General features: G+C 67.3%; 24 protein-coding genes, 1 other RNA gene and 1 riboswitch. Of the genes, 11 read left to right on the top strand and 14 right to left on the bottom strand.

Annotated elements, in window-relative coordinates:
* The first annotated feature begins 24 nt into the window (after positions 1 to 24).
* Positions 25 to 930, top strand: a complete 906-nt coding sequence (gene lgt, locus OKW39_RS07775) for a prolipoprotein diacylglyceryl transferase (protein WP_184065302.1) — start codon at positions 25 to 27, stop codon at positions 928 to 930.
* 94 nt (positions 931 to 1,024) lie between these two features.
* Here lgt and OKW39_RS07770 read toward each other — a convergent pair whose 3' ends face one another.
* The 5 genes from OKW39_RS07770 to OKW39_RS07750 form a co-directional block, all read right to left on the bottom strand.
* Entirely contained in the window at positions 1,025 to 1,750 is a 726-nt protein-coding gene (locus tag OKW39_RS07770) for an SIMPL domain-containing protein (RefSeq protein WP_429362151.1), read from the bottom strand.
* Positions 1,751 to 1,993: 243 nt separating this feature from the next.
* Positions 1,994 to 2,452 (bottom strand): EVE domain-containing protein, encoded by a 459-nt coding sequence (locus OKW39_RS07765; protein ID WP_090803419.1) that lies wholly within the window; start codon positions 2,450 to 2,452, stop codon positions 1,994 to 1,996.
* A 141-nt stretch (positions 2,453 to 2,593) separates the two neighbouring features.
* A non-coding RNA gene (gene ssrS / locus OKW39_RS07760) (6S RNA) lies at positions 2,594 to 2,775 on the bottom strand.
* A 66-nt stretch (positions 2,776 to 2,841) separates the two neighbouring features.
* Positions 2,842 to 3,156: a cell division protein ZapA gene (locus OKW39_RS07755; RefSeq protein ID WP_018419691.1), complete on the bottom strand. Its 315-nt coding sequence runs from the start codon at positions 3,154 to 3,156 to the stop codon at positions 2,842 to 2,844.
* Positions 3,153 to 3,512, bottom strand: coding sequence for an ATPase (locus OKW39_RS07750; RefSeq protein ID WP_090803421.1), 360 nt, complete (start codon positions 3,510 to 3,512; stop codon positions 3,153 to 3,155). The genes OKW39_RS07755 and OKW39_RS07750 overlap by 4 nt, the downstream gene beginning before the upstream one ends.
* A 220-nt stretch (positions 3,513 to 3,732) precedes the next feature.
* A riboswitch (cobalamin riboswitch) is annotated at positions 3,733 to 3,997 on the top strand.
* A 90-nt stretch (positions 3,998 to 4,087) separates the two neighbouring features.
* Here OKW39_RS07750 and OKW39_RS07745 point away from each other — a divergent pair.
* The 6 genes from OKW39_RS07745 to cobC all read left to right on the top strand — a co-directional run bounded on the left by OKW39_RS07745 (position 4,088) and on the right by cobC (position 10,482).
* The gene (locus OKW39_RS07745) at positions 4,088 to 6,019 is read left to right on the top strand and encodes a TonB-dependent receptor domain-containing protein (RefSeq protein ID WP_429562368.1); all 1,932 of its coding nucleotides are present in this window, start codon (positions 4,088 to 4,090) and stop codon (positions 6,017 to 6,019) included.
* Positions 6,020 to 6,058: 39 nt separating this feature from the next.
* Positions 6,059 to 7,123: a FecCD family ABC transporter permease gene (locus tag OKW39_RS07740; RefSeq protein ID WP_429563471.1), complete on the top strand. Its 1,065-nt coding sequence runs from the start codon at positions 6,059 to 6,061 to the stop codon at positions 7,121 to 7,123.
* Positions 7,120 to 7,962: an ABC transporter ATP-binding protein gene (locus tag OKW39_RS07735; protein ID WP_262419922.1), complete on the top strand. Its 843-nt coding sequence runs from the start codon at positions 7,120 to 7,122 to the stop codon at positions 7,960 to 7,962. The genes OKW39_RS07740 and OKW39_RS07735 overlap by 4 nt, the downstream gene beginning before the upstream one ends.
* 33 nt (positions 7,963 to 7,995) lie before the next feature.
* On the top strand, positions 7,996 to 9,057 hold the full coding sequence (cobT, locus tag OKW39_RS07730; protein WP_429362147.1) for a nicotinate-nucleotide--dimethylbenzimidazole phosphoribosyltransferase: 1,062 nt from the start codon (positions 7,996 to 7,998) through the stop codon (positions 9,055 to 9,057).
* Positions 9,058 to 9,130: 73 nt separating this feature from the next.
* Positions 9,131 to 9,907, top strand: a complete 777-nt coding sequence (locus tag OKW39_RS07725; protein WP_429335903.1) for an adenosylcobinamide-GDP ribazoletransferase — start codon at positions 9,131 to 9,133, stop codon at positions 9,905 to 9,907.
* Positions 9,892 to 10,482, top strand: a complete 591-nt coding sequence (gene cobC, locus OKW39_RS07720; RefSeq protein WP_090803430.1) for an alpha-ribazole phosphatase — start codon at positions 9,892 to 9,894, stop codon at positions 10,480 to 10,482. The genes OKW39_RS07725 and cobC overlap by 16 nt, the downstream gene beginning before the upstream one ends.
* Positions 10,483 to 10,535: 53 nt before the next feature.
* Here the strand turns inward: cobC and OKW39_RS07715 are convergent, their stop codons facing one another.
* The 4 genes from OKW39_RS07715 to cobU are packed head-to-tail and all read right to left on the bottom strand — an operon-like array spanning position 10,536 to position 14,146.
* Positions 10,536 to 11,486, bottom strand: a complete 951-nt coding sequence (locus OKW39_RS07715) for a cobalamin-binding protein (protein ID WP_429563470.1) — start codon at positions 11,484 to 11,486, stop codon at positions 10,536 to 10,538.
* Positions 11,487 to 11,540: 54 nt separating this feature from the next.
* Entirely contained in the window at positions 11,541 to 12,617 is a 1,077-nt protein-coding gene (gene cobD, locus OKW39_RS07710) for a threonine-phosphate decarboxylase CobD (RefSeq protein ID WP_429562367.1), read from the bottom strand.
* Between the two features lie 33 nt (positions 12,618 to 12,650).
* Positions 12,651 to 13,592: an adenosylcobinamide-phosphate synthase CbiB gene (cbiB, locus tag OKW39_RS07705; protein WP_429562366.1), complete on the bottom strand. Its 942-nt coding sequence runs from the start codon at positions 13,590 to 13,592 to the stop codon at positions 12,651 to 12,653.
* On the bottom strand, positions 13,592 to 14,146 hold the full coding sequence (cobU, locus tag OKW39_RS07700; RefSeq protein WP_429362137.1) for a bifunctional adenosylcobinamide kinase/adenosylcobinamide-phosphate guanylyltransferase: 555 nt from the start codon (positions 14,144 to 14,146) through the stop codon (positions 13,592 to 13,594). Before cobU ends, cbiB begins: the two co-directional genes overlap by 1 nt.
* 89 nt (positions 14,147 to 14,235) lie before the next feature.
* On the opposite strand from cobU, the gene OKW39_RS07695 reads away from it, so the two are divergent.
* Complete coding sequence (locus OKW39_RS07695) at positions 14,236 to 15,762, top strand: cobyric acid synthase (protein ID WP_429562365.1); 1,527 nt, start codon at positions 14,236 to 14,238, stop codon at positions 15,760 to 15,762.
* Positions 15,763 to 15,819: 57 nt separating this feature from the next.
* On the opposite strand, the gene OKW39_RS07690 is transcribed toward OKW39_RS07695, so the two are convergent.
* Positions 15,820 to 16,239 carry a PaaI family thioesterase gene (locus OKW39_RS07690; protein WP_090803438.1) on the bottom strand — a complete coding sequence of 140 codons (420 nt, stop codon included), beginning with the start codon at positions 16,237 to 16,239 and terminating at the stop codon, positions 15,820 to 15,822.
* A gap of 244 nt (positions 16,240 to 16,483) precedes the next feature.
* On the opposite strand from OKW39_RS07690, the gene OKW39_RS07685 reads away from it, so the two are divergent.
* Positions 16,484 to 17,122 carry a ParA family protein gene (locus OKW39_RS07685; protein WP_090803440.1) on the top strand — a complete coding sequence of 213 codons (639 nt, stop codon included), beginning with the start codon at positions 16,484 to 16,486 and terminating at the stop codon, positions 17,120 to 17,122.
* A 45-nt stretch (positions 17,123 to 17,167) separates the two neighbouring features.
* Here OKW39_RS07685 and panD read toward each other — a convergent pair whose 3' ends face one another.
* The 4 genes from panD to OKW39_RS07665 form a co-directional block, all read right to left on the bottom strand.
* A complete protein-coding gene (gene panD / locus OKW39_RS07680; RefSeq protein ID WP_184045579.1) occupies positions 17,168 to 17,554 on the bottom strand; it encodes an aspartate 1-decarboxylase in 387 nt (128 codons plus the stop codon).
* Positions 17,555 to 17,614: 60 nt separating this feature from the next.
* Entirely contained in the window at positions 17,615 to 18,448 is an 834-nt protein-coding gene (panC, locus tag OKW39_RS07675) for a pantoate--beta-alanine ligase (protein WP_429335908.1), read from the bottom strand.
* Positions 18,449 to 18,731: 283 nt separating this feature from the next.
* Positions 18,732 to 19,655 carry a segregation and condensation protein A gene (locus OKW39_RS07670; RefSeq protein ID WP_429362131.1) on the bottom strand — a complete coding sequence of 308 codons (924 nt, stop codon included), beginning with the start codon at positions 19,653 to 19,655 and terminating at the stop codon, positions 18,732 to 18,734.
* Positions 19,656 to 19,675: 20 nt separating this feature from the next.
* Positions 19,676 to 19,861, bottom strand: a complete 186-nt coding sequence (locus OKW39_RS07665; protein WP_090803441.1) for a DUF3460 family protein — start codon at positions 19,859 to 19,861, stop codon at positions 19,676 to 19,678.
* Between the two features lie 267 nt (positions 19,862 to 20,128).
* On the opposite strand from OKW39_RS07665, the gene OKW39_RS07660 reads away from it, so the two are divergent.
* Both OKW39_RS07660 and OKW39_RS07655 read left to right on the top strand, forming a co-directional pair.
* Positions 20,129 to 21,982, top strand: coding sequence for an autotransporter assembly complex protein TamA (locus OKW39_RS07660; RefSeq protein ID WP_429562364.1), 1,854 nt, complete (start codon positions 20,129 to 20,131; stop codon positions 21,980 to 21,982).
* 45 nt (positions 21,983 to 22,027) lie between these two features.
* A complete protein-coding gene (locus OKW39_RS07655; RefSeq protein ID WP_429562363.1) occupies positions 22,028 to 26,365 on the top strand; it encodes a translocation/assembly module TamB domain-containing protein in 4,338 nt (1,445 codons plus the stop codon).
* Positions 26,366 to 26,397 lie beyond the last annotated feature (32 nt).

Here is a 26,397-nt window from a genome sequence, read left to right as displayed (position 1 = left end):
ACCTGAACTGCCCATAACTACACGATGCTCATTCACCCCAATTTCGACCCTGTCGCCATCCATCTGGGGCCGCTCGCCGTGCGCTGGTATGGCTTGATGTACCTCGTCGCATTCGTCGCGGCGATCGTCGTTGCCCGGTTGCGGCTGCGGCTGCCGTACGTCGCCGCGCAAGGCTGGACCGCGAAGGATATCGACGACATGCTGTTCTACGGCGTGCTAGGTACGATCCTCGGCGGCCGGCTCGGCTATGTGCTGTTCTACAAGGCGAGCTTTTATTTCGCCCATCCGCTCGACATCTTCAAGGTGTGGGAAGGCGGCATGTCGTTTCACGGCGGCTTTCTCGGCGTGACGATCGCGATGATGCTGTTCGCTTATCAGCGCAAGCGCTCGTGGCTGCAAGTCACCGACTTCGTCGCGCCGATGGTGCCCACGGGCCTCGCGGCGGGGCGCCTCGGCAACTTCATCAACGGCGAGCTGTGGGGCCGCGTGACCGATCCGTCGGCGCCGTGGGCGATGCTGTTTCCCGGCGCCGCGCCTGACGACGCCACATGGCTCGCCGCGCATCCGCAACTGGCCGCGCAATGGCATCTGAACGAAGTGTTCGCGCAATATCACATGCTGCCGCGACATCCGTCGGAACTGTACGAGATCGCGCTCGAAGGCGTGGCGCTGTTCTTCGTGCTGATCTTTTTCTCGCGCAAACCGAAGCCGCTCGGCGCGATTTCCGCGATGTTCCTGATCGGCTACGGCCTGGCGCGCTTCACGGTCGAATTCGCGCGCGAGCCGGACGATTTCCTCGGCCTGCTCGCGATGGGGCTGTCGATGGGTCAATGGCTGTCGCTGCCCATGATTCTCGCGGGCATCGGCCTGATGGTGTGGGCGTATCGCCGTGGGCGTCGCGAGCAGGCGCAGGCGGTTGGCGCGAACTGAGCGGCGCTCGGCTAGCGTAGCGAGTGTTGCATGAAAAAACGCCACGGCATCGATGGATGCCGTGGCGTTTTCTGTTTGGGCTTGCGCTTGCGCGTCACTTCATCTGCACCGACCCCGACACGTTGACCGTCACCGTCGACGTGCCGCCTTCGAGCGACAGCGGCGCGCTCTTCGCGTCGGCGCCCATCGCGCGTGCGCTCATCATCATCATCGGACGCGGCATCACGCCGCTGTGATTCACGTTGACCTCGCGGATCGAATAGCCGCTAAAGCCGAACGCCTGCGAGGACGCCGCGGCCTGCTCGCGAAACGATTTGATCGCCTCGCCGCTGAGCCGCTGTTCGGCCGCGCGCTGCGCTTGCGGCGACAGCGAGAAACGCACGTTGCCAACCTGCATGATCGATGCCATCTGTCCGGCGAGCTTCGATGCCGCGGCAAAGTCGCGCGATTCGAGCACGACTTCCGTGCGGCCGCGCCACGTCGTGATGCGTCCGTCGCGGTCCGTCGACGGGAAGATCGAGAACGCGCCCGAGCGCGCGGTCACGCCGCTGACGCCGCGCGCTTTCTGCAATGCCGCGTCGGCGCGTTCGTTCAGCGTCGACGTCAGCGACGACGGCTCGCTCGCTTCCTGCTCGTAAAACAGCGTGATTTCGACTTCGTCCTGGGGGACTTCCGCGCTCGCCTGCGCATTCAGCGACAGCACGCCCGAGGGCTGCGGCATCATGGTCTGCGCTCGAGCGGTCGCAGGGTTCAGTGCGAGTGCCACAGGCGCGCCCAAGGCGAGCGCAAGTGCGAGGGACCGTGCGGTTTTTGTCGTCATGACTGGAATCCTTTTGAACAGGTTGTGCACGTTCGACGCGAGCGCCGGGTAGTGGCGCGCGGTTTGACGGATGCGCTGGTGAATGCATCGGCTTGCCGTCGAGCGGCCGGTTCGAGTTCACGCTTTCGTCGACCGATTAGGCGCGTTTTACCGACGCTTGGTTCCCCAATTAGTGCTTCGCCGCCACATCGGAAACGATGACCTGGATGCGATCACGACAGGTGCCGCGTCGCGCGTTCGCCCTTAAACCAGCTGTTTAGTGATGAAGCGCCATTCGGCTTCGGTCACCGGCGTGATCGACAGGCGATTGCCTTTGGCGAGCACGCGCATGTCCTGCAATTCGGCATGCTCGCGCAGCGCGGCAAGCGGAATCAGCCCGATTTTCTTCTTGAACACGACGTCGACGAGCATCCAGCGCGGCGTTTCCGGCGACGATTTCGCGTCGTAGTACGGACTCTTTTTATCGAACTGCGTAGGGTCCGGATACGCGGTCGACGAGACCTCCGCGATGCCCGCGATGCCGGGCTCCGGACAGCTCGAATGATAGAAGAGCACGCCGTCGCCGACCTGCATCACGTCGCGCATGAAGTTGCGCGCCTGATAGTTGCGTACGCCGGTCCACGGCAAGGTGCGATGTGGTGCGTTGGCGAGGTCGTCGATGCTTGCTTCGTCCGGTTCGGACTTCATCAGCCAGTAGCGCATGAATCGGAGTGAGCGTGTGAGATTGAACGAAGCGCAACAACAGCAGGCGCGTACGGAAAAGCCCCTGAAAAAGGCGCTCAAACGAAAAAACGACGACCAAAGAAAAACGGCATCGAACCGAAGTCCGATGCCGTTCCAGATAAGGTCCCCGCCTTAGCCGCTAGGCCGGCATCCTGAACCGAGGGTTCAGAATTGGTCGCAGTTAGCAACACTTCGGGTACATCAGACTGAGTGACGCGCACACCCGTGCTACAAATTTCCGCAACCGTGCACATGGCATTGGTTCAAGGAATGTATGACCTTGGCGAACCAGGCAGGGAAGCTAAACCGATGAAGCTACAACCCAAACCGTTCAACACGTGACCGATTCGAAACCGGCCCACTACTGCTTACTGCAAGCTGTACTGCTCGATCACAGTACCTAGCTGTTCGTTCATTTGCTGCATTGTACGCCGGATTTCTTCAGCGGGAAATGCTTCTCCGTGTCGCACGCTGCTTTGCAGCTTAAGCAGTTCCGATGCCAGCGACAGCGCAGCCATCACCGCGATGCGATCGGTGCCGCGCACGTTGCTGCCGCTGCGGATTTTCTTCATCTCGGCGTCGACGCGCGCGACCGCCTCGAGCAGCGCGCCTTCCGTTTCCGGCGAGCAGGCGAGACGATAGGGTACTTCGAGAATCGATACTTCGATCTGCTTGGTGGTCATGCGCTTTCTCCGTGTCGGCTCACGTCGCTTTCCGCTTCCTCGTGTCCGGGCTGGGCGGACTCGAGCAGATCGAGCTGGTTATCCGGTTCGCTGCTCGCGCGTGCGCGCGGCAATTTTTCGAGAATGGCATTCAGGCGCACCTGAGCGTCGTCGATCTTGGCGGACAGCGCGTCGCGTTCCGCCTGCAGTGCGTCGCGCTCTTCGCGCAATTGCGCGAGTTCCGCATGCGTGGCTTGCACTTCGGCACGCGTTTGCGCGAGCTGCTCTTCGAGCGCGAGCCGCGCTTCGTTGTGGCGCTGGCTGATCGCAATCAGCTTGCCGATGTTCTGGGAGAGTGATTCGAGTTCGGTGAGCATGTGCTGCGTCCTCTAAAGACATCGCATTTTAGCGCGGAATATTACAGGTTCCGACAATTGTCTCGTTTCGAGACGTAACAGCATCGCTACGTGCAGGTTCGTTGCGTGTCGTGTCGTCGACCATAAGGTAAAAAACCGGTAATCCATCGGACAATAACCTGCATTCAACAGAACCGATTGCGCTCCGGTTGACCTTTCTTGACGCCCCGCGAGGCCGCTCGTAAACTTCCCGCACTCTGGTGCCCGCGCGCGCTTCTCGGCGCGCGCAGTTAAACGGGAAGCAGGACGCGCGCGGTGCCAAAACCGGATGCGCGAACCTGCGCTGCCCCCGCAACGGTAAGCGACCGCATGTGATGTGCTCATGCAGGTCGGTCCTGGTCGCAAGGTTGGAAGTTCAACGTGCGAGTGTGCCACTGCGCGTCACGCGTGGGAAGGCGGGATCGATGTGTCGTAGCCCGGATACCGGCCAGAAAAGAGGGACGTCCCCCGCGAAAACGTTGAACAAGGGGACGCCTCGTGACGCGTCGGCCTGCGGGGAAGCAGGCCGCGCACGCTATCCACAGGAATGTCATCCCATGCTGTCCCCCATCGCCCGCGCAACGCTGCTCGCGTTCGCGAGCCTGCCGCTCGTCGTGCATGCGCAAAGCGCCGAGCCTGCGTCTTCATCGTCCGCGACGGATGCAACCGCTGCGAGCGCCGCAAACGTTGCCGACGCGGCCAATCTCACCTCCGCCGATGCGTCGGGCAGCGTGCTGTCGCCGATCGTCGTGACCGCGCAACGCGGACCGCAAGCGTTGCGCGATGCGATCCCGCAGACCACGCAGTTCGATCAGCAGGACATCGCCGACACGACCGCGACCGATCTGCCCGGCCTGTTGCAACTCGCGCCAGGCGCGCAAATCTCGCGCACGGGTGGCCCCGGTTCGACCACGAGCCTCTTTCTGCGCGGCGCATCGTCGACGCAATCGCTGCTGCTGATCGACGGCGTGCGCGTCGATTCGGTGAGTCTCGGCTCAGCTCAACTCGCACAGATTCCGCTCGATCAGGTCGATCACGTCGAAGTGGTGAACGGCAACGTGTCGGCGTTGTATGGCTCGGGCGCGATCGGCGGCGTCGTGCAGGTGTTCACGAAAGACGGCGGCGATCATCCGCCGCGTTTCAATTTTTCGGTCGGCTACGGCAGCTATCGCACGCAGACGCAAACAGCCGGCGTGAACGGCGCGCTCGATCAGGACGGCCGCACGACTTTCAATATTTCGCTCGCGCGCACGAAGGACGACGGCTTTTCGTCGCTCAATCCGCTCGAGGCGCCGAACGCGAATCCGAACGCAAACGGCAATCTGAACGAGAGCATCAGCGCGTCGCTGCGTCACAAGTTCACCGACAGGTGGGACGCGGGCGTCAGCTACTTCCAGTCGAACAACGACAACAGCTACGACAATGCGTACGGCGAGCCCACCGATCTGAACAATCTCTATAGCAAGGTGCGTCAGGTGTCGGTATTCGCGAACGGCAAGCTGACCGACTGGTGGACCACCCACGTCACGCTCGCCGAGGGCGACGACCGCAGCGTGTCGAACACCAATGGCATCTACAACGGCCGCTTCGATACCGACAATCGCCAGTACACGTGGCAGAACGATTTCGCGCTCGCCGCGAACCAGAAGCTGCAACTCGGCTACGAGCATCTCGACCAGACGCTCGACTCCGACACGTTCGCCGCGCCCGACCGTCGCGTCGATTCGGTCTTCGCGGGCTACAGCGCGCGCTTCGGCCGCAACCAGATTCAGGCCAACGTGCGACGCGACCAGTACTCCGATTTCGGTGGAGCGAACAGTTACTATCTCGGCTACGGATTCGACATCACGTCGCGCTGGAAGGTAACCGCAAGCTATTCGGATGCGTTCCGCGCGCCGAGCTTCGACGATCTGTACTATCCGATCAGCGGCAACCCGTCGATCCAACCCGAGCGCAGTCATTCGGTCGAAGCCGGTTTGCAGTACGCGACCGATGCGCTCGGCGTGATGCGTCTGAACGCATTCCAGACGCGCTATACGAATCTGATCGACTACGTGCAGACGATCCCCGGCATCTACCTCGCGGAGAACGTCGGCCGTGCGAAGGTGCAGGGACTCGAGGGATCGTGGAGCGGTCATGTCGGCAAGACCGACGTGCGCGCAACGGTGACGCTGCAGAACCCGGTCGATCTCGACAACGATACCGACCTCGTGCGGCGCGCGCGTCGGTTCGGGTCGTTCGCGGTGAATCGCAGCATCGGTGGCTGGCGGGTTGGCGGCGAGTGGATCGTCAGCGGTCCGCGCACCGATAGCACCGGCAACCTCGGCGGTTATGGCATCGTGAATCTGTCGGCGCGCTACAACGTCACCAAAGCTTGGTACGTCAGTGCGCAAATCGACAATCTGTTCAACAAGGATTATGAAACGGCCTACTCGTATAACTCGCCGCGACGCGGTGCGTATCTCACGCTCGGCTGGCAGCAGCAGTGACGCGCGCGCCGGGGTGGCCGCATGCGTGAGCGCACGCGGATGAGTCGCGGGTCCGCTTCGCTGCGTGCCGCGATGGCGACGCCGCACCCGATGAACGCGAAACGCGCGGCCGCGATCTGGCTCGGCCTCGCGCTCGCCGCCGTGGCGGTGCTCGGCGCCTCGCTGGTGCTCGGCAGCGTGCCGCTCGCGCCGTCGCGCGTGCTTGCGGCGCTCGTGCCGACGCACACCTTCGGCGGCACGGGCAGCGACGATCTCGCCGGCGAAATCGTGCGTACGTTGCGTTTGCCGCGCGCGCTCGCGGGCTTCGCGTGCGGCGCGTTGCTCGCGCTCGCCGGCGCGCTGCTGCAGGTGCTGCTGCGCAATCCGCTGGCCGAGCCATACGTGCTCGGCGTGTCGGGCGGCGCGGCGACGTTCGCGCTCGTTGCGATGATCGCGGGCGGCGCATGGTGGCTCGTCGATGCGAGCGCGTTCGCGGGTGCGTTCGTGTCGATCCTGCTGGTGCTCGGCCTCGCGCGTCGCGAGCTATGGCGCGGCGAGCCGCAGGACACGTCGCCCCGTTTGCTATTGACCGGCGCGGTGATCGCGGCCGGGTGGGGCGCGCTGATCACGCTGCTGCTCAATCTCGCGCCCGACAGCCGTCTGCGCGGCATGCTGTTCTGGCTCACCGGCGACCTCAACGGCGGCGCGCTGCCGTGGACCGCGCTGATGGCGCTCGTGCTCGTGTTGCTTGCGATCGTGCCGGCCGCGCCGCGTCTGAACGTGTTGCTGCGCGGCGACGCGGCCGCCCAGGCGTTGGGCGTCGCCGTGATGCCGCTGCGTTTGCGTGTGTACCTGGTCGCGTCGCTGGCGGCGGCCGCGGCGGTGACGACTGCGGGCACGATCGGCTTCGTCGGTCTCGTCGTGCCGCACATGCTGCGGCTCGCGTTCGGCAACGATCAGCGCATGCTGCTGCCGGCGGCCGCGCTCGGCGGCGGTGTCGCGGTGATGGGCGCGGATCTGATCGCGCGTACCGTGATCGCGCCCGCGCAATTGCCGGTCGGCGTGATCACGTCGCTGGTCGGCGTACCGGTGTTCCTGTGGATGCTGCTCAAACGCCGCCGATGATACGAGCCAAACCCAGCCCCACCTGTTCGATGCTGAGCACGCAGCGCCTCACGTTGCGCGCCGGCGCGCGCACCTTGCTCGACGCGTTCACGCACACGTTCCATGCGGGCGAAATCTGGTGCATCGCCGGGCCGAACGGCGCGGGCAAGACCACCTTGCTATCGACGCTGGCGGGGCTGTTGCATCCGGCGGCGGGCCATGTCGAACTCGATGGCGTGCGCGTGGCCGACTGGCAGCCGCTGCCGCTCGCACGGCGCCGCGCGCTGATGCCGCAAAGCGCGGCCGATGCGTTCAACGCAAGCGTGCTCGACATCGTGCTGCTGAACCGCTTCCCGCATCTGGGCGGCTGGGGCTGGGAGCGCGACGAGGATCGCGCGGCCGCGCGGGCGGCGCTCGAACGGCTCGGCCTTGCGGACTTTGCGGCGCGCGACGTGCTGTCGCTATCGGGCGGCGAGCGTCAGCGCGTTGCCCTCGCGGCGGTGCTGTGCCAGGACGCGCCGCTGTTGCTGCTCGACGAACCGTTGTCGCATCTCGACCTGCATCATCAGGTCGACTGTCTCGAAGCGCTCGTCGCATGGACGCGCGAACCGCGCCGTAGTGTGCTGTTCTCGTGCCACGATCTGAACCTCGCGCGCCGCTTCGCGACGCACGCGTTGCTGCTCGACGGCGCGGGCGGCGCGTATGCGGGCCCAGTGCGCGACGTGCTGACGCCTGCGTTGACGAGCCGCGCGTTCGGCTATCCGCTGATTCTGATTCGCGACGGCGAGCACGAGGCGCTGATACCCGCGCCGCGCGCGCGTCACGAATCGCCTGCCGGCCATGACGCGCAGTCAGGCTGATATTTATTCCTATCCCTTGTTTCGATCACACCTATGACTCGCATCCCACACCCAGCCGGTTTGCCCGAAGTCGCGCCGCTCGATCAGACGCTACGCGCCGAACTGCAGCGGATCATCGATACGCGCACCAAACCGCCCGGCAGCCTCGGCCGGCTCGAAACGCTCGCGCGCCAGATGGGCCTGATCCAGCGTAGTACGCGTCCCACCGTGCAGCGTCCCGCGATGATCGTTTTCGCGGGCGACCACGGCATCGCCGCCGAAGGCGTGAGCCCCTATCCGCAAGCGGTGACCGCGCAGATGGTCGCGAACTTCATCGCGGGCGGCGCGGCGATCAACGCGCTCAGTCGCGTCGCGGGTCTCGAACTCGAAGTGGTCAACGCGGGCATCGCGACGCCGCTGCCGTCCACGGACCGACTCGTCGACATTCCGGTCGGGCCCGGCACGCGCAACTTCGCACACGAAGCCGCGATGACGCACGCCGAAGCGCTCGCCGCGATGCAGGCGGGCGCCGCGCGCGTGCGTCATCACGCGGCGCTCGGCACGAACGTGATCGGCTTCGGCGAGATGGGCATCGCGAACACGTCGGCGGCCGCGTGTCTGATGAGCCGCCTGTGCGGCTTGCCGATCGACGACTGCGTCGGCCGCGGCACGGGTCTCGACAATGCCGGACTCGCGAAGAAGCGCAACGTGCTCGCGGCGGCGCTCGCGCGCCATGCGGATGCACGCGCGCCGCTTGACGTGCTCGCGACCTTCGGCGGCTTCGAAATCGCGATGATGGCGGGCGCGTATCTGGCGGCCGCCGAGGCGCGCATGACCATCCTCGTCGATGGCTTCATCGCGACGTCCGCGCTGCTGGTCGCCGATGCGTTCTCGCCCGACGTGCGCGAGTACTGCGTGTTCGCGCATGCGTCGAACGAGGCCGGGCATCGGCGCATGCTCGATCATTTCGGCGCGCAGCCGCTGCTGTCGCTCGACATGCGGCTCGGCGAAGGCACGGGCGCCGCGCTCGCGGTGCCGTTGCTGCGCGCGGCGGTGGCCTTCGTCAACGAGATGGCCAGCTTCGATTCGGCGGGCGTCGCCGATCGCGAACCGTGAAGCGCGCGAGCACGCGCTTCGCGATAACGCGAAGCTCGGCCCGCAGCGCCGTGAACCTGCACTCGCCACATTCATGAACCCCCTCGCGGAACTGCGCTATTTCTTCACGGCGCTCGGTTACTTCACGCGCGTGCCCGTGCCGCGCTGGGTCGGTTTCGAGCCGCATTATCTGAACGCCGCGGCGCGCTATTTTCCGCTCGTCGGCGTGTTGGTCGGCGGCTTCAGCGCGCTCGTCTATCTGGCCGCGCTGCGCGTGTTTCCGGCGAGTGTCGCGGTGCTGCTGTCGATGGCCGCGTCGCTCGTGGTCACGGGCGCATTTCACGAGGACGGTCTCGCCGACTGCATCGATGCGTTCGGTGGCGCCTATACGCGCGACGATGCGCTGCGCATCATGCACGACTCGCGCATCGGTGTTTTCGGCGCCATCGCGCTCGTGATCGCTCTGGCGATCAAGTGGCAAACGCTCGCGGCATTGCCACCGCTGCGCGCCGCAAGCCTGATGCTTGCGGCGCATGGCGCGAGCCGCGCGTGCGCGATCAGTTACCTGGCCACGCTCGACTATGTGCGCGCGGCCGGCAAAGCCAAGCCGGTCGCGCAGCGTTTGAGCGGGCCGGCGCTGTTGTGCGCCGTGCTGTTCGGGCTGCCGTGGCTGCTGTGGCCGAACGGCCCCGGCATGCCCGACTGGCGTTTCGCCGCGCTCACGTGTGCTGTGCTGTTCGCGCTGCGCTTTGCAATGGGCCGTTATTTCGTCAGACGCATCGGCGGCTATACCGGCGACTGCCTCGGCTTCGCGCAGCAGATCTTCGAATTGAGCATCTACCTGGTGGGGCTTGCATGGATATCGTCCTGATTCGACATCCCGCTGTCGCGCTCGAGGCGGGGGTGTGTTACGGCCATAGCGATGTCGCGTTGGCGGAAAGCGCCGAGGTCACGTCCAATGCGTTGGCGGTGAAGCTCGCGAGCTTGCAGGTGCCGGCGCCGCGTGTGCTGATCACGAGTCCGCTTACGCGCTGCGCCGCGCTAGCGACCGAGATCGCGAACGACTTCGGCTGCGTGGTCAGCCACGACGAGCGCCTGAAGGAAATGGATTTCGGCGAGTGGGAAGCGCAGCGCTGGGATACGATCGATCGCGCGCTGCTCGACGACTGGGCCGCCAATTTCGAACATGCGCGCGCGCACGGCGGCGAGAGCGTCGCGCAATTCGTCGCGCGTGTGCGAGCGTGGTTCGATGCGTTCGCGCTGACGCGCGAGCTGTCGCCCGCATACGTGGTCACGCACGCGGGCGTGATGCGCGCGATCGCGTCGTGGGTGCTGGAGGTGCCGCTCGCGCATTGCCTGCAGTGGTCGCTAGATATGACCGGGATCGTCTGGTTGCGACGTAACGACGAGACGCTGCAGTGGTCGCTCGTGCGATGGAATGCGTGACCCGCGTGGTCATCCGGAAAACCGATCCTTTTTTCTCGCCACACGCGGCGCCGTCATGGTGCGGGCTGCTTGCTGCGCGAGCGCGCCAGTTCGAGGTCCTCGCACAGTTGCCGCGCGCCTTGCGCGATGCGCGGCGCGGGGCGATTGATCAGATCGCCGTCGATCGCAAACAGGTTGTTGTTCGCGACGGCCGCGAGGCCCGGCCATGCGCGCCATGTGTCGAGTTGCGGCAGCATCGTGTCGGGCCGCGTCGCGCCGGGCGCGGCGGTGACGATCGCCTGCGGATTCGCCGCGAGCACCGCTTCGATCGACACGGTCGGCACGAGCGGCTGCAGGTCCGCGAACACATTGCGGCCGCCGCATAGCGTGATCACGTCGCTGATCATGTGCTCGCCGTTGAGCGTCATCAGCGGCCGGTCCCATACCTGATAGAAGACCCTGACGGCCGGGCGGTTCGCATACCGCGCGCGCAGACGGGCGATGTCGTCGCGGAAGGCGGCCGCCGCCGCATCCGCGCTCGCCGATGTGCCGAGCAGCCGGCCGAGCTTGGTCAGCGACACGGCGATATCGTCGAGACGGCGCGGCTCGCTGAAAAAGAGCGGCACGTGTAGCTCGCGCAAGCGTTCGAGCTGGCGCTGCGCGTTGCCGTGCCGCCACACGACGATCAGGTCCGGTTTCAGCGCGACGATGCGTTCGAGGTCGAGCGCCTTGTTGTCGCCGACGCGCGGGAGTTGCTTCGCTTCGGGCGGATAGTCGCTGTACGACACGGCGCCGACCATCTTCGGGCCGCCGCCCGCGGCGTACAGCAATTCGGTCACGTGCGGGGCGAGGCTGATCACGCGCTGCGCGGGCGCGGCGAGCGTGACGGTCGCGCCGCTGTCGTCGGTGACGGTGATCGCGGCGTGCGCGCTCAGTGCGGTCAGCGCGAGCGCTGCGGCGCCGAACCAATGGATGAAGCGGTGCGCGGGCGGGGCAATGCGGATGGAAGGTGCAAAGCGGATCATCGGACGAGGGCGGATCACGAAGCGTTGAGCGGCTTGGGTGCGAAGGTCACTGCGCTAACTCGACCGCGCGGTATCGATCGAGTCAACCGCCTGTTGCAACTGTTGCTCGAAGCAGGTCCATTCGGCTTCGTCGCCCGGCAGCCCGAAGCGCACGCTGGCCGATGGCACCCGAAGCGATGGTGGAAAAAGACGCGTCCACACGCCGCGCCGCGCGAGCGCTTCATGCAACGCGGCGGCGCGCGCATCGTCGGTCCATGCGAAAAGCGGCGTGCCGCGTGTCGCGAAACCGTGCGCATGCAACAGCCCGGCAAGCCGCGCGCTGTCGCCGATGAGCCGCTCACGCATGCGCGTTTGCCACGCGCCATCGTCGAACGCGGCGCTCACCGCATGACGCGCGGGACCGCTGACGGTCCACGCCCCCAGCCTGTCGCGCAACGCGGCGAGCAATGCGGGCGCGCCCAGCACGAAGCCGGCGCGCACACCCGCGAGCCCGAAGAACTTGCCGGGCGAGCGCAACACGACGAGCCCGTCCCGGTGCGTATGCGCCGCCAGCGACGCGACCCGCGCGGCCGGCAGCGTATCGGCGAACGCTTCGTCGACGAGCAGCGTGCCGCCGCGTTCGCGCAACTGCGCGTGCCAGTGCAGCAGCCTGGCGGCATCGATATGCGTGGCGGTCGGATTGTCGGGGTTGACGATCGCGACGTGCGTGAGCGCGGCGGGCAGCGTGTCGCGATCCACCTCGAGCGGCGCGACCGCGTGTCCGGCGCGCGCGAACGCGGGCGCGTACTCGCCGTAGGTCAGCGGCGCGATGCCGACCGTCGCGGGCGACAGCAACGCGGGCAGCGCGCGAATCGCCGCCTGGCTGCCGGCGACGGGCAGCACGTGCGCGGCATCGGGCGCGCCGTAGTAGCGCGCGGCCCGCTCGGCGAAGCCGTCGCCTTCGTCGGGCAAACGGCGCCACGCGTCGGCGGGCAGCGGCGGCACCGGATAGCCGTGCGGATTGATGCCGGTCGACAGATCGAGCCACTGCGCGTACGCAATGCCGTAGCGCGCCGCCGCTTCGTGCAGGTTGCCGCCGTGCGCGATCGGGCCGCTTGCGGCGTGCTCGCGCGGTTGCGTCCAGTCGGTCATGCGCTCATCCCATCGCTACGCGCGTCGTTCCGCTCAGCCATGAAACGGCACGCTCAACAACGCCAGCACGATCAGCACGGCCAGCCAGAGAATCACCGTGCGTTCGACCAGCATCAACGCGGCGCCCACATGACGCGCCTCGGCGGGACGCCCGAAGCCCAGCGTCGGCCGGTGCTCGAGCGTGCCGTGATACACGGCCGGCCCGCCGATCAGCACGTTCAGGCTGCCGGCGCCGGCGGCCATCACCGGGCCCGCGTTCGGGCTGTCCCAGCGCGGCGCCTGCTCGCGCCAGCAGCGCCAGGCGATCAGCGTGTCGCCGAGCAGCGCGTAGCTCGTGGCAGTCAGGCGCGCGGGAATCCAGTTCAGCACGTCGTCGATGCGCGCGGCGGCCCAGCCGAAGCGCAGATAGCGCGGCGTGCGATAACCCCACATCGCGTCGAGCGTATTGGCGAGGCGAAAGCCGAGCGCGCCGGGCCCGCCCGCGAGCGCGAACCAGAACAGCGCGCCGAAGATCGCGTCGTTGCCGTTTTCGAGCGCCGATTCGATCGCGGCGCGCGCGAGCGCGGCCTCGTCCGACTGCGCGGTGTCGCGCGAGACGATCCGCGCGGTCAACTCACGTGCCGTGGCCAGATCGCGTTGGCCGAGCGCCCGCGCGATCGGCGCGATGTGATCGCGCAGGCTGCGCGCGCCGAGCGCGAACCACAGCAGCGCGACATGCAGCGCGCAGGCCGCGAACAACGGCAGCACGGCGACGAGCCACCACGCGATCAACACCGGCGGCAGAACCGCGAGCGCCCATGCGAGCAGGCCCCTGAGCCGCAGACGCCGGTCGTGATTGAAGCGCGCCTCGATACGCGCCGCCCAGTTGCCGAAGCCGACCAACGGATGCCGGCGGCCCGGCTCGCCGAACCAGCGGTCGACGGCGACGCCCGCGACCGCGAGCGTCGCGACCAGCGGCATGGTCAGCGGCGGCATCACATGCCGCTCGCGCTTTTCAGCGCGAGCGGCAGTCCCGCGACCATCAGCGTGGCCGCGCTGCTCAACGCGGCGATGCGCTGATTCAAGCGCCCGAGTTCGTCGACGTAAAGACGCGTGGCTTCGCCGAGCGGCACGACGCCGAGGCCGATCTCGTTGCTGACGACGATGATCTTGCCGCGCGCGCCGGCGAGCGCCGCTTCGAACGCGGCGGCCTGCTCGTAGTAGTGCGACAGCGGCGCCGCCGCGCCGTCGGCGGGACATAGCAGGTTTGCGAGCCACAGCGTCAGGCAGTCGATCAGCAGACACCGGCCCGGCGCGTCGTGTTGCGCGAGCGCGCCGGCGAGGTCGTCGTCCGCTTCGACGAGCCCCCAATGCGCGGGCCGCCGCTCGCGATGATGCGCAATGCGCGCGTTGAATTCGGCGTCGTCGGTGACGCGGGCGGTGGCGATGTAGATGACGGGGAAGGCGCTGTCGCTGGCGAGCCGCTCGGCATGCGCGCTCTTGCCCGAGCGGGCGCCGCCGAGGACGAAGGTGAGGTCGCGGGGAGTCATCCTATGATTGTACCGGCGCGATGGGATAATGCCGCTCGATAGCATTGCAACGCCACTGTCCATCTTCCACCTGCACGGCCGTGACCCGAATGACCATTCCTCCCGACACCCTGCCCGTGCCGCGCGGCACGCTGATGATCCAGGGCACCACGTCCGACGCGGGCAAGAGCACGCTGGTTGCGGGACTGTGCCGCCTCGCGCGGCGCGCGGGTGCGCGGGTCGCGCCGTTCAAGCCGCAGAACATGGCGTTGAACAGCGCGGTGACCGTCGACGGCGGCGAGATCGGCCGCGCGCAGGCATTGCAGGCGCTCGCCGCGGGCATCGACGCGCACACCGATCTGAACCCGGTGCTGCTGAAGCCGACCAGCGATCGCGGCGCTCAGGTGATCATCCACGGCAAGGCGCGCATCAATCTCGACGCGCGCGCGTATCACGACTACAAGCCGGTCGCGTTCGAGGCGGTGCTGGAGTCGTATGCGCGGCTGCGCGCGTCGTACGACACGATTTTCGTCGAAGGCGCGGGCAGTCCGGCCGAGATCAATCTGCGCGAGCGCGACATCGCGAACATGGGTTTCGCGGAGGCGGTCGACTGCCCGGTCGTGCTGGTCGCCGACATCGATCGCGGTGGCGTGTTCGCGCACCTGACCGGCACGCTCGCGTGTCTGTCCGACAGCGAGCAGGCGCGCGTGCGCGGCTTCATCATCAACCGCTTTCGCGGCGACATCGGTCTGCTGAAGCCCGGGCTCGACTGGCTGGAAGCGAAGACCGGCAAGCCGGTGCTCGGTGTCGTGCCGTATCTGCATGGCCTGACGCTCGACGCCGAGGACATGCTGCCGCCCGAACTGCGCGCGGCGGCGAGCGTTGATTCGCGCCGTCTGCTGCGCGTGGTCGTGCCGGTGCTGCCGCACATCAGCAATCACACCGACTTCGACGCGTTGCGCGCGCATCCGCAGGTCGATTTTCACTATGTGCGCGCGGGTACGTCGCCGCCGGCCGCCGATCTGATCATCCTGCCGGGCTCGAAGAACGTGCCGGACGACCTCGCGTTTCTGCGCGCACAGGGCTGGGACGACGTGCTCGCGCGGCATCTGCGCTACGGCGGCCGCGTGATCGGCATTTGCGGCGGCATGCAGATGCTCGGCCGCGAGATCGCCGATCCGCATGGCGTCGAGGGCGCGCCGGGCACCTTCGCGGGCTTCGGCTGGCTCGACTATGCGACGGTGCTCACGCGCGACAAGACGCTGAAGAATGTGACCGGGCGCCTGGCGCTGCCCGGCACGCCGGACGTCGCCGGCTACGAGATTCATATGGGCGAGACGCGCGGGCCGGCATTGGACACGCCGGCGCTGCGACTCGACCACGCTGGCCCGCACGAGGGCGGCGCGGAGTTTGGCCGTCCCGATGGCGCGATGTCCGCCGATGGCCAGATTCTCACGACCTACGTGCATGGGCTGTTCGACACGCCGGCCGCGTGCGCGGCGCTGCTCGCATGGGCGGATTTGAGCGATGCCGAAGCGCTCGACTATCCGGCGTTGCGCGAGGCGTCGCTGGAGCGGCTGGCCGATACGCTGGCCGGGCACGTCGATATGCGCAGGCTGTTCGCGGCGCTGGGGTGACGCTTTGCGCCGGTCTTCTTTATCGGCTTGAACGCGATTGCTGCGCGGGCGGTTCGCTCAGTACAACACCATCTGCGTGCAACGAAACAGCGCGATGGTCTTACCATCCGGACCGGTGACCGTCGCGTCCCAGACCTGCGTGCTGCGCCCAAGGTGCACACCCTTGGCGACCGCGCGGATCGTGCCCTGCGTCGCGGTGCCGAGGAAGTTGCTCTTCAGCTCGATCGTCGTGAAGTTGCGCGAGTTTTCGGGCAGATGCGCGATGCACGCGTAGCCGCACGCGGTGTCGGCGAGGCCGATCACCGTGGCCGCGTGCAGGAAGCCGTTCGGCGCGAGCAGCGCCTCGCGCACGGTCAGTTCGGCGACCAGCGTGCCCTGGTCCACGGTCAGCACGCGCAGGCCCAGCAGGTCCGGCAGCGTGCCCTTCTGGCGCTCCAGCAGGCGTTCGACGGTGTATTCCGGGCGTAGTTTGCTCATGAGATTTCAGGTCCTTCTCGAAAAAAACGGCGGGTTGGAGCGGCCGATTCGCGATGCGGGGGCTTCGGCCGCGCTGAATTTGTCGATATTATCAACGGCTGGACCGGCGGGCGTCCCTGGAAACCGGACTTCGAACGGCAGCGATCGTGGAGCCCGCCGGCGCCGGTCACAGCGGATCGGCGGGGACGGAGCAATAGCGCGGCAAACCGGCTGGCGGTGTCCAGCCTTCTTTCCGGGAGATTTCATGTCGGTGATCGTGGTGGCGAATCCGAAGGGCGGCGTGGGCAAGAGCACGCTAGCGACCAATCTGGCCGGCTATTTCGCCGCGGCGGGCGAATGGGTCGCGCTGGCCGACCTCGACAAGCAGCACTCCGCGCATGCGTGGCTCGAATTACGGCCCGCCACGCTACCAAATATCGAAACCTGGGAGGTCAACCCCGACACGCCGGCCAAGCCGCCGAAAGGCCTCGAGCACGCGGTCGTCGACACGCCGGCCGGCCTGCACGGCAATCGCCTGAACATCGCGCTCGATCTCGCCGACAAGGTGATCGTGCCGTTGCAGCCGTCGCTGTTCGATATTCTCGCGACCCAGGAATTTCTCGAGCGGCTGGCGAAGGAAAAGGCGGTCAGGAAGGGCGCGATCGAGGTCGGCGTGGTCGGCATGCGCGTCGATGCGCGCACGCGCTCGGCCGAGCAGCTGCATCGCTTCGTCGAGGGATTGAAGCTGCCGGTGCTCGGTTTTCTGCGCGACACGCAGAACTACGTGCAGCTCGCGGCGCACGGCCTGACGCTGTGGGACGTCGCGAAAAGCCGTGTGGAGAAGGATCTGGAGCAGTGGCAGCCGATCGTCGAGTGGACGAACGGCGCGGGGAAGAAGGGCTGAGGCGGGGGCTGCCCACCATCAGTCAAGCGTCAAGCTGAGCTTCGCTCAGCTCCAGGCCTGCGTGGGCACGTGGTCGCGGCTGCCCTTGATCCTGTTGTTTTCATCGACGAACACGAGGTCCGGCTTCCAGCCCGCCTTCAACTCCGCCTCGTCGACCACCGCGAACGCCGCGATGATGACCAGATCGCCGAGCTGCGCGCGACGCGCGGCCGAGCCGTTCAGCGAAATCATGCCGCTGCCGCGCTCGCCCTTGATCGCGTAGGTCGAGAAGCGCTCGCCGTTGTTGATGTTCCAGATGTCGATACGCTCGTTTTCGACGATATTCGCCGCTTCGAGCAGATCTTCGTCGATCGCGCACGAGCCCTCGTAGTGGAGCTCGCAGTGCGTGACCGCGACGCGGTGAATCTTCGACTTCAGCATATTGCGTTGCATGATCAATCCAATCCTGTGTGACTGCGCAGTGTAACTGTGTTCGCGCGGGCGGTTGCGGCGTCAGATTTCGAGGTTGTCGATGAGCCGGGTCGCGCCGAGCTTCGCGGCGGCCAGCACCACGAGCGGTGCGTTGGCGTCCTGCGCGCCGGGCGCGATCAGGTTCGAGCGCTTGCGGATCGCGATGTAATCGGGATTCCAGCCGCGCGTCGCGAGCGTCGCTTTGGCCGACTCTTCGAGTTTCGCGAAGTCGCGCTCGCCCGCGAGCACCGCGTCGCGCACCCGATTGAGTTCGGCGGCCAGCATCGGCGCCTCGCCGCGTTCGGCGGCTGAAAGGAACCGGTTGCGCGAGCTGAGCGCGAGGCCGTCGGTGTCGCGCACGGTTTCGGCGGCGACGATGTCGGTCGGCAGCGCGAACTGGTGGCACATCTGGCGCACGATCATCAGCTGCTGGTAATCCTTCTTGCCGAACACCGCGACGCGCGGCTGCACGCACGACATCAGCTTCATCACGACCGTGCACACACCGTGGAAGAAGCCGGGGCGAAATTCGCCCTCGAGGATGTCGCCGAGATCGTGCGGCGGATGCACGCGGTATTCCTGCGGCTCCGGATACATGTCCCTTTCGGTCGGCGCGAACAGCACGTAGACCCCTTCCTTTTGCAGCTTCTCGATGTCGGCTTCGAGCGTGCGCGGATATTTGTCGAAATCCTCGCTCGGGCCGAACTGCAGGCGGTTGACGAAGATGCTCGCCACGACCGGGTCGCCGTGCTGGCGCGCGAGGCGCATCAGCGACAGATGGCCCTCGTGCAGGTTGCCCATCGTCGGCACGAAGGCCGTGCGATTCTGGCCGCGCAACTGGTCGCGCAATTCATGGATCGAGCTGATGACTTTCATGATCGGACAGGGATAGGCTCGCGCGGCGCGCGATCCGGTTGGCGCGACACCTGGCGGAATCGCGCGGCTCATCGCCTCACCGGCAAATGACGGGTTCGGAGCGCGGATTGTAGTGGATTTGGGCAGCGGACGCACCGAAACGCGGCGGCACTTCCGAGCGGCGCGCGACGAGCTTGCCGCGCACTCCCCGCTGAGGCCCGCCAGGCTTCGCTGCGACGGTGTTCGTAGCGAGACTCCCACGGTCCGGCCGCGGTCCGGCCGTCAAGCGGCCGTCATTCAGCGCTCAGGCCGGTAGATACGCCAGTCGCACGTAAATCGGCGCGAACGGCTCCGCCTGGGTGATTTCGACGAGCGATTCACGGCACAGCTCGAGCATGGCGATGAAATTCACGATGACGACCGGCACGCCGCGGCTCGTGTCGAACAGATCGGAAAACTCGATGAAGCGCGCATTCTGCAACTGCCGCAGGATCAGGCTCATGTGCTCGCGCACCGACAACTCCTCGCGCGAAATCTTGTGATGCTGGACCAGCTTCGCGCGCTTGATCACGTCGGCCCACGCGGCGCGCAGGTCGTCGCTGTTTACGTCCGGGAAGCGCGGGGCGACACTCTGCTCGATGTAGACCTCGGCGCGCAGGAAATCGCGCCCAAGCTGCGGCAACTGGTCGATGCGTTGCGCGGCGAGCTTCATCTGCTCGTATTCGAGCAGGCGGCGCACCAGTTCGGCGCGCGGGTCTTCGGCTTCCTCGCCGGTGTCGGCCTTCTTGACCGGCAGCAGCATGCGCGACTTGATTTCGATCAGCATCGCGGCCATCAGCAGATACTCGGACGCGAGTTCGAGATTGGTCTTGCGCAGTTGCTCGACGTAGCCGAGATATTGCACGGTGACATCCGCCATCGGGATGTCGAGCACGTTGAAGTTCTGCTTGCGGATCAGATACAGCAGCAGGTCGAGCGGCCCCTCGAAGGTCTCGAGGAATACCTCGAGCGCGTCCGGAGGGATGTACAGGTCGTTCGGCAGCTTGAACAGCGGCTCGCCGTACAGACGCGCGAACGCGACGCCGTCGACCGTGTCGGGCGTCGAATCGGTGGCGGGCGCGGAAAGCGCGGTGTCGGACGGTGCCGGCGCTGGGCCGTGAACCGGGCCGTGTATTGGACCGTGTATCGGGCCGTGAAGCGGACCATGCACCTCGTCAGCGTGACTCATCGTCGGCGTGACTGGGGAGCTTAGAAGTTCTGGTAGTACGAGTAAGGCGTCTGCTCCACGCGCGAAGTTTTCTGCTCGGCGCGCTCTTCCAGATCGATCGGCTGTTTGTCCCACAGCAGTGCGCGGCCTTTGCGTTGCTCGGCCTCCAGATTGGGCTTCTGTTGCTTGAGCTGGTTCAGGAACTGGGTGATGTCCGATTGATACATGGCTCGACGTCCGTGGTGGGTAGGGTGGCGGCTCTCGGGCTGGCCGCTGCGCGGTGCCGCGGGGAGGGCGCCGTCGTCCGCGATTTTACCGCATGCGTCGCGGGCGGTCGAAAATCGCCGCGGGCCGCCCATTTTTGAGATGAAGCGCGGAGCTCCGCCAGGGGTACGAGACAGGCCGATCGGGGTCGCGTTGTGGTCAAATAGCATGCCTCGATCGCATGCGCGGCCGGGGCGCGAGAATTCACTCATTGAGGCCGGAGGTCCTGTTTGGCGGGAGGTACGATCGACATGCCGCGTGCGTTGCGCGGCGAGACCGGCCAGGCGCGCGGGCGCGCGCGTGAGCGCGAGGCGCTCGCGCGGTGCTGGCTACGTGCGTCGCTCGCCATCGGCCTCGGCCTCCTGATGTTGCTGCTCGCCGCGGGCAAGGCTCACGCGGCGAGCAAGGCACCGAGCTACAAGGTCGAGGTGGTCGCCGAGCCGCGCGCGCTGCGCCGGCTGCTCGAACAGCACCTCGATATCTCGCGTTTCGCGAAGCGGCCCGACGTCACCGACGACCAGTTCTCGTTCCTGATCACCGCGACGCCGCAGCAGGTGCGCGATCTCGCCGCGACGCAGGGCTATTTCTCGCCGCTCGTCAGCACCGACGTGCGCACCGTCGACAACCTGCGGCAGGTCACCGTGCGCGTGGAGCCGGGCCCGCAGACCAAAGTCACGTCGGTCGATCTGTCGTTTCGCGGCGCGGTGCTGACCGAAGACCCATCGCGCGAAAACGCGACGCGCTTCGCGTTCTCGCTGCACGAGGGCCAGCCGTTCTCGCAGGGCGCCTGGGACGACGCGAAGAACGCGTCGCTGCACGAGCTGCAATCGCGCCGCTACCTCGCCGCGAAGATCTACCACTCGGAGGCGCTGATCGATCCGCGCACGCACACGGCGAAGCTGTCGGTGATCTACGACAGCGGGCCGACCTTCACGATGGGCCAACTCGACGTGCAGGGCATGAAGCGCTATCCGGAGCGCATCGTCCACAACGTCAATCCGATCTCGCCGGGCGAAATCTACGACACGCGCACTGTCGCCGAACTGCAGCGGCAACTGCAGAACACGCCGTACTTCGCGAGCGTCGCGATCGACCTCGACGACAACCCCGCCAAGCCGCTCGACACGCCGGTGCACGTGAAGGTGTCGGAGTTTCCGTATAACAGCTTCCGCGGCGGCGTCGGCTATTCGACCGACAACGGCCCGCTCGTGCAGGGCGGCTACACGTATCTGAACACGTTCGGCGCGGCGTGGCCGTTCACCGTCGAGGGCCGCGCCGACAACACGCAGCAATACGGGCAGATCCAGCTGTCGATGCCGCCGGGCCAGCACGGGTGGACCAATAGCGCGCTCGCGTCGTACACGACCACCGACGTCTCCGACACGCGCATCTACAGCATCCGCGGCGGCGTGCAGCGCTCGCGCACGTCGCAGTTCCTCGACTACAGCTATTCGCTGCTGTTCTACGACGATCAGCTCGACCAGAACGCGGCGCCGCCGAGCCGCGCGCACGCGCTGGTGCCGGGGTGGTCGTGGACGCGGCGCGACACCGACGACCCGCTGTTCCCGCGCCGCGGCAACCTGATCCACGTCGAGGCGGGCTTCGCGGTGAAAGGTCTGCTCGCCGACCAGTCGTTCATCCGCGGCTACGCGCGCGGCCAGCAGTATTTCCCGATCGGCGTCGACGACATCGTGCTGATCCGCGCCGAACTCGGCGGCGTATTCACGAGCGGCAGCTCGAGCGGCATTCCGGCGTCGCTGCTGTTCCGCGCGGGCGGCTCGAACTCGGTGCGCGGCTACGGCTTCCAGAGCATCGGTAACAACGTCGCCGGCTCGATCCTGCCGACCAAGTACCTGCTGACGAGCGCGGCCGAATACCAGCACTGGTTCTCGCACAACTGGGGCGCGGCCGTATTCTTCGACATCGGCACCGCGACCGACACCTGGGGCGAAAAAGTTTTCTATCCGGGCGCCGGCGTCGGCGCGCGCTGGCGCAGCCCGGTCGGCCCGGTCAATCTCGATGTCGCTTACGGGATCCGCGATAACCGGGTGCGGCCGTATATCACGCTCGGCATCGCGTTCTGACGTTTTGACGACAACCCACTACCTTATTTGCCACCGTATTCAAGCATGACCACCGACGTCACCGCCCCGCCCCCCGCGCAGCCGCCCGGCGCCATGCCGCCAGGACCGCCGGATGGGCAGCAGCCGCCCGACACGCCGCCGCCGAAGCGGCGCTGGGGCCGGCTGCTGCTGAAGTCGGTCGCGGGCACGGTGGTCATGCTGGTACTGCTCGCCGCACTCGCGGTCGGTCTGCTGTACGGGGCGCTGACGACCGAGCGCGGCACCGCGTACGCGTGGCACGCGGCTGTGAAGCTGCTCGGCGGCCGGCTCGCCGGCACGCTCGACGGCGGCACGCTCGCGCGCGGCGTGCAACTGCGCGACGTGCGCTGGCGCAGCCTCGACGGCAGCGGCACCGACATCGAAATCGACCGCATCGCGGGCAGCTGGGCGCTCGCGCGCGAGCCGTGGCGGTTCACGATCGACTACCTGCACGTCGGCACGATCGAGGCGCGCGTCGGCCCGTCGTCGGCGAGCACCAGTGAGCCGCTGAGCTTGCCGCAGGATCTGCAGCTACCGATGCAGCTGGAGATCCGCGACGTGCGGGTCGAGCGGCTGCTGCTGCACCAGGGCGCGTCGACGACGGAGCTGTCCAGCTTCGCGTTTCATGGGCGCAGCGACGGGCGTCATCACGAGGCCGTGATCGATCGGCTCGATACGCCGTTCGGGGCGCTGACGGCAGCGGCGAAACTCGATGGCGTGCGGCCGTTTCCGCTCACCGGCGAAGTCGGTTATGCGGGCAAGGTCAACGATGAAGCGGTGCAGGTGGCCGGCCATGTGAGCGGCACGCTCGAGCAGCTCGTCGCCGAGCTCGATGCGAGCGGCATGAAGCTTGCCGGCCACGCGCGGGTCGAAGCGGCGCCGTTCGCCGCGGTGCCGTTGCAGCGCGCGACGCTGAGCTTCGATCATGTGAATCCGCAGGCTTTCGCGCCGGGTGCGCCGCTGGCCGATCTGGCGGTGCGCGCGGAGCTGCAGCCGGTCGAGCAGGGCGCGGCGACCGCCCCTGGCACAGCCAGCGCGGCGAAACCGTCGGCCGCGAGCCATCCGCACCACATCTTCGGCGACCACCACGCGCCGGCCCAACCGGCGGCGGGTTTCGCCGTCGCCGGCCATGTCTCGATCGTCAACGCGAAACCCGGCGCAATCGACCAGAAACTGCTGCCGCTGATCGATGCGAACGCCGACGTGCGCCTCGACGCCCACACGCAGAGCATCTCGAACCTGAACGTGCGGCTCGTGCGCAACGCGACGCTCACCGGCGGCGGTGCGCTGAGCGGCCGGCACGGCCGGCTCGATCTGAGCGTCGCGCGGCTCGACCTGAACGCGCTGCAGGCGACCCTGCGGCCGACGCAGCTGTCCGGCCCGATCGGCATCCGCCTGAACGACGACATCCAGACCCTGACGCTCGATCTCGCCGACCCCGCCGCCGCGCTGCGCGCCCAGGGCAAGATTACGTTCGACCCCGCACGCATCAGCTTCAACGACGTGCGTGTCACGTCGGGCCGTGGCCGCATCGATCTATCGGGCGCGCTGAAGCACGATGAGAACTCGACCTACAACCTGAAGGCGCAACTGACCGATTTCGATCCGCTGTCGCTGACCTCGCAGATGCCCGCCCGCACGCCTGTCACGACATCCGGCGCGTCCGCCGCGAGCGGCGCGCAACGCGAGCGGCAAGCGCAAGCCGCGGCGCTCGTGGGCAGCACCGCCGGCGCGAAGAGCGCGGCGTCCGGCGATCAGGCCGCCGCCATCGCGAAGAACACCGCGCAGGCCGCGGTGCAGACCGAAGTGCTCGAGCGCGGGACGCCACCGCCCGCGCATGGCGCGGGCCATGCGCCACGCGCGGCCGCCCATGCAGGTCCGCCAGCGCGCAGGATCGAGGCGCGCGTGAACGCCACGGTCACGGCAGCAGGTGTGCTCGCGCCGGTCTTCACGACGCGCGCCGAATTCACGCTCGGTCCGAGCGTCTACAACGACCTGCCGCTCACGGGCGGCGGCATGATCCAGCTGGCCGGCTCGCGAATCCTGCCGAGCCACGCGAATCTTTCGGTGGCGGGCAACCGGGTGAATCTGCAAGGCAGCTTCGGCGCGGCCGGCGACCGGCTGCGCTTCGGCATCGACGCGCCGCAGCTCGATCGGCTCGGCTTCGGCCTCGCGGGCGCGGTCGCCGCGGACGGCGACGTTACCGGCTCGTTCGCGCATCCGAACGTCACGCTGAATTACAAGGCCGACAGCGTCGTGTTCGCGAGCAACCGCATCGGCCATGCGGAAGGCCACGCCGAGTTGCGCGACGGCGCGAACGGCGCGCTCGCGTTCACGACCGACGCGCGCAATGTCAACGCGGGCGGCGTCGACCTCGCCACGCTGACCGCCCGCCTGTCCGGCACACGCGCGAACCACACGCTCGAAGCCGCCGCGACCGGCAAGCTGCAGGACCGACCGCTCGATCTGACGCTCGCCGCCAACGGCAAGCTGACCGACACGCGCGACGGCTCGCGCTGGGACGGCACCGTCACGCGTCTGCAAAATCGCGGCACGCCGGCGCTCAATCTCGAATCGCCGCTCGCGCTCAGCGCCGGGCCGGGGCACCTCACGCTCGGCGCAACGCGCCTGACGATCGAAGGCTCGGTGCTGACCCTGAAGTCATTCGCGTTCGATCACGGCCGCATCCAGTCGGCCGGTAGCCTGACCGATGTGTCGCTCGCGCACTTGCAGGAGCTGCGTCACCAGATCACCGGCGAGCCGCCGGCCGTGCACACCGACCTCGTGTTCGACGGCGACTGGGACTTCTCGCTCGGCGCGACGGCGAGCGGCCACATCGAGCTGCGCCGGCGCAGCGGCGACGTGACGGTCGAGATCGGCCGCGGGCTCTCGTCGATGGGCATTGGCGACATCCGAGCGCGCGCCGAATTCACCGGCGGCAACCGGCTCAATGCGACCGTGCATGCGCAGGCGAGCCGCGTCGGCGTGATCGATGCCGACGCGCACACGCCGCTCGTGCTGCGCGACGGCATGTTGAGCGTCGATCCGCAAAGCGCGCTGTCGGGCAACGTGAACGCGAACGTGCCGTCGCTGCGCACGACGGGCGGCCTGCTCGGCCCCAGCTATCTGCTCGACGGCCATCTCGCGCTGAAGCTCGAGCTCGGCGGCACGGTCGCGAAACCGAACGTGACCGGCTCGCTGACCGGCGACGGTCTGTCCGCGACGGTCGTGAGCCAGGGCGTGCAACTGAAGGACGGGGTCGTGCGCATCGCGCTGTCGCAGAACATGGTGGACTTCCAGCAGGTCGAGTTCCACGGCGCGAGCGGCACGCTGCGCGCGACTGGGCGCGTGCGTCTCGACAGCCCGGAGCCCGACATGACCGCGAGCATCGTCGCGGACAAGCTCGATGTGTTCGCGTCGCCGGACCGCCATCTGTCGCTGTCGGGCAGTGCGAACATCTCGAACGGCGGCGTGGAGCGCGGCCCTGTGATCGACGGCAAGTTCGTGGTCGACAGCGCGCGGTTCGATCTGCCCGAGCAGGCCGCGCCGAGCCTCGGCGACGACGTCGTGATCATCCGCCCGGACGGCACGCGCTCGGGCGGCCGGCCGCGTCCGAGCGAAGGCGGCCAGCCGCCGGCGAGCCCGTTCGCGCCTCGCGCGAACATCGAGATCGGCCTCGGCAACGACTTCCGCTTCCGTGGGAAGGGCGCCGATCTCGGCCTCGCCGGCACGATCACCGCGACGAGCGCGCCGAATACGCCGCTGCGCGCGGTCGGCAACGTGCGCGTCACGCCGGGTTCGACCTACACCGCATTCGGCCGCAAGCTCGCGATCGAGAACGGCTTCTTCACGTTCAACGGGCCAGTCACGAATCCGGGCATCAACATTCTCGCGATGCGCCGCAACCAGCAGGTCGAGGCCGGCGTACAGGTAACGGGCACGCTGCAGGCGCCGGTCGCGCGGCTCGTGTCGGAGCCAAGCGTGTCGGACAACGAAAAACTGTCGTGGCTGCTGTTCGGCCACGGCACCGACCAGGGCAATAACCTCGGCCAGCAGAGCACGATGACGACCGCGCTCGCGCTGCTCGGCAGCGCGACGGGTCAGCGGATCGCGCAGACCGTCGGGCTCGACGAGTTTTCGATCGGCCGCAGCGACGTCGGCCTGACCGATCCGCAAGTCGTGATGGTGTCGAAGGCGATCAACGAGCGGCTCGTGATCGGCTACGAGCAGGGGTTGCAGTCGGCGAGCAATGCGATCAAGGCGACGATCAATCTGACGCGATACTGGTCGCTGGTCGTGTATGGCGGCACGTTCTATGGCGCCGACGTGCTGTACACGCGGCGCTTCGACCGGATCTCGTGGTGACGCGGGCAACATAAAAAAACGGCACGCCTGGA

This window comes from Paraburkholderia sp. MM6662-R1 (genome assembly GCF_050436245.1).
GTDB classification, from domain to species: Bacteria; Pseudomonadota; Gammaproteobacteria; order Burkholderiales; family Burkholderiaceae; genus Paraburkholderia; species Paraburkholderia tuberum.
Note: the sequence above shows the minus strand (reverse complement) of the source record. Positions and strands in the feature narration are given on the sequence as shown.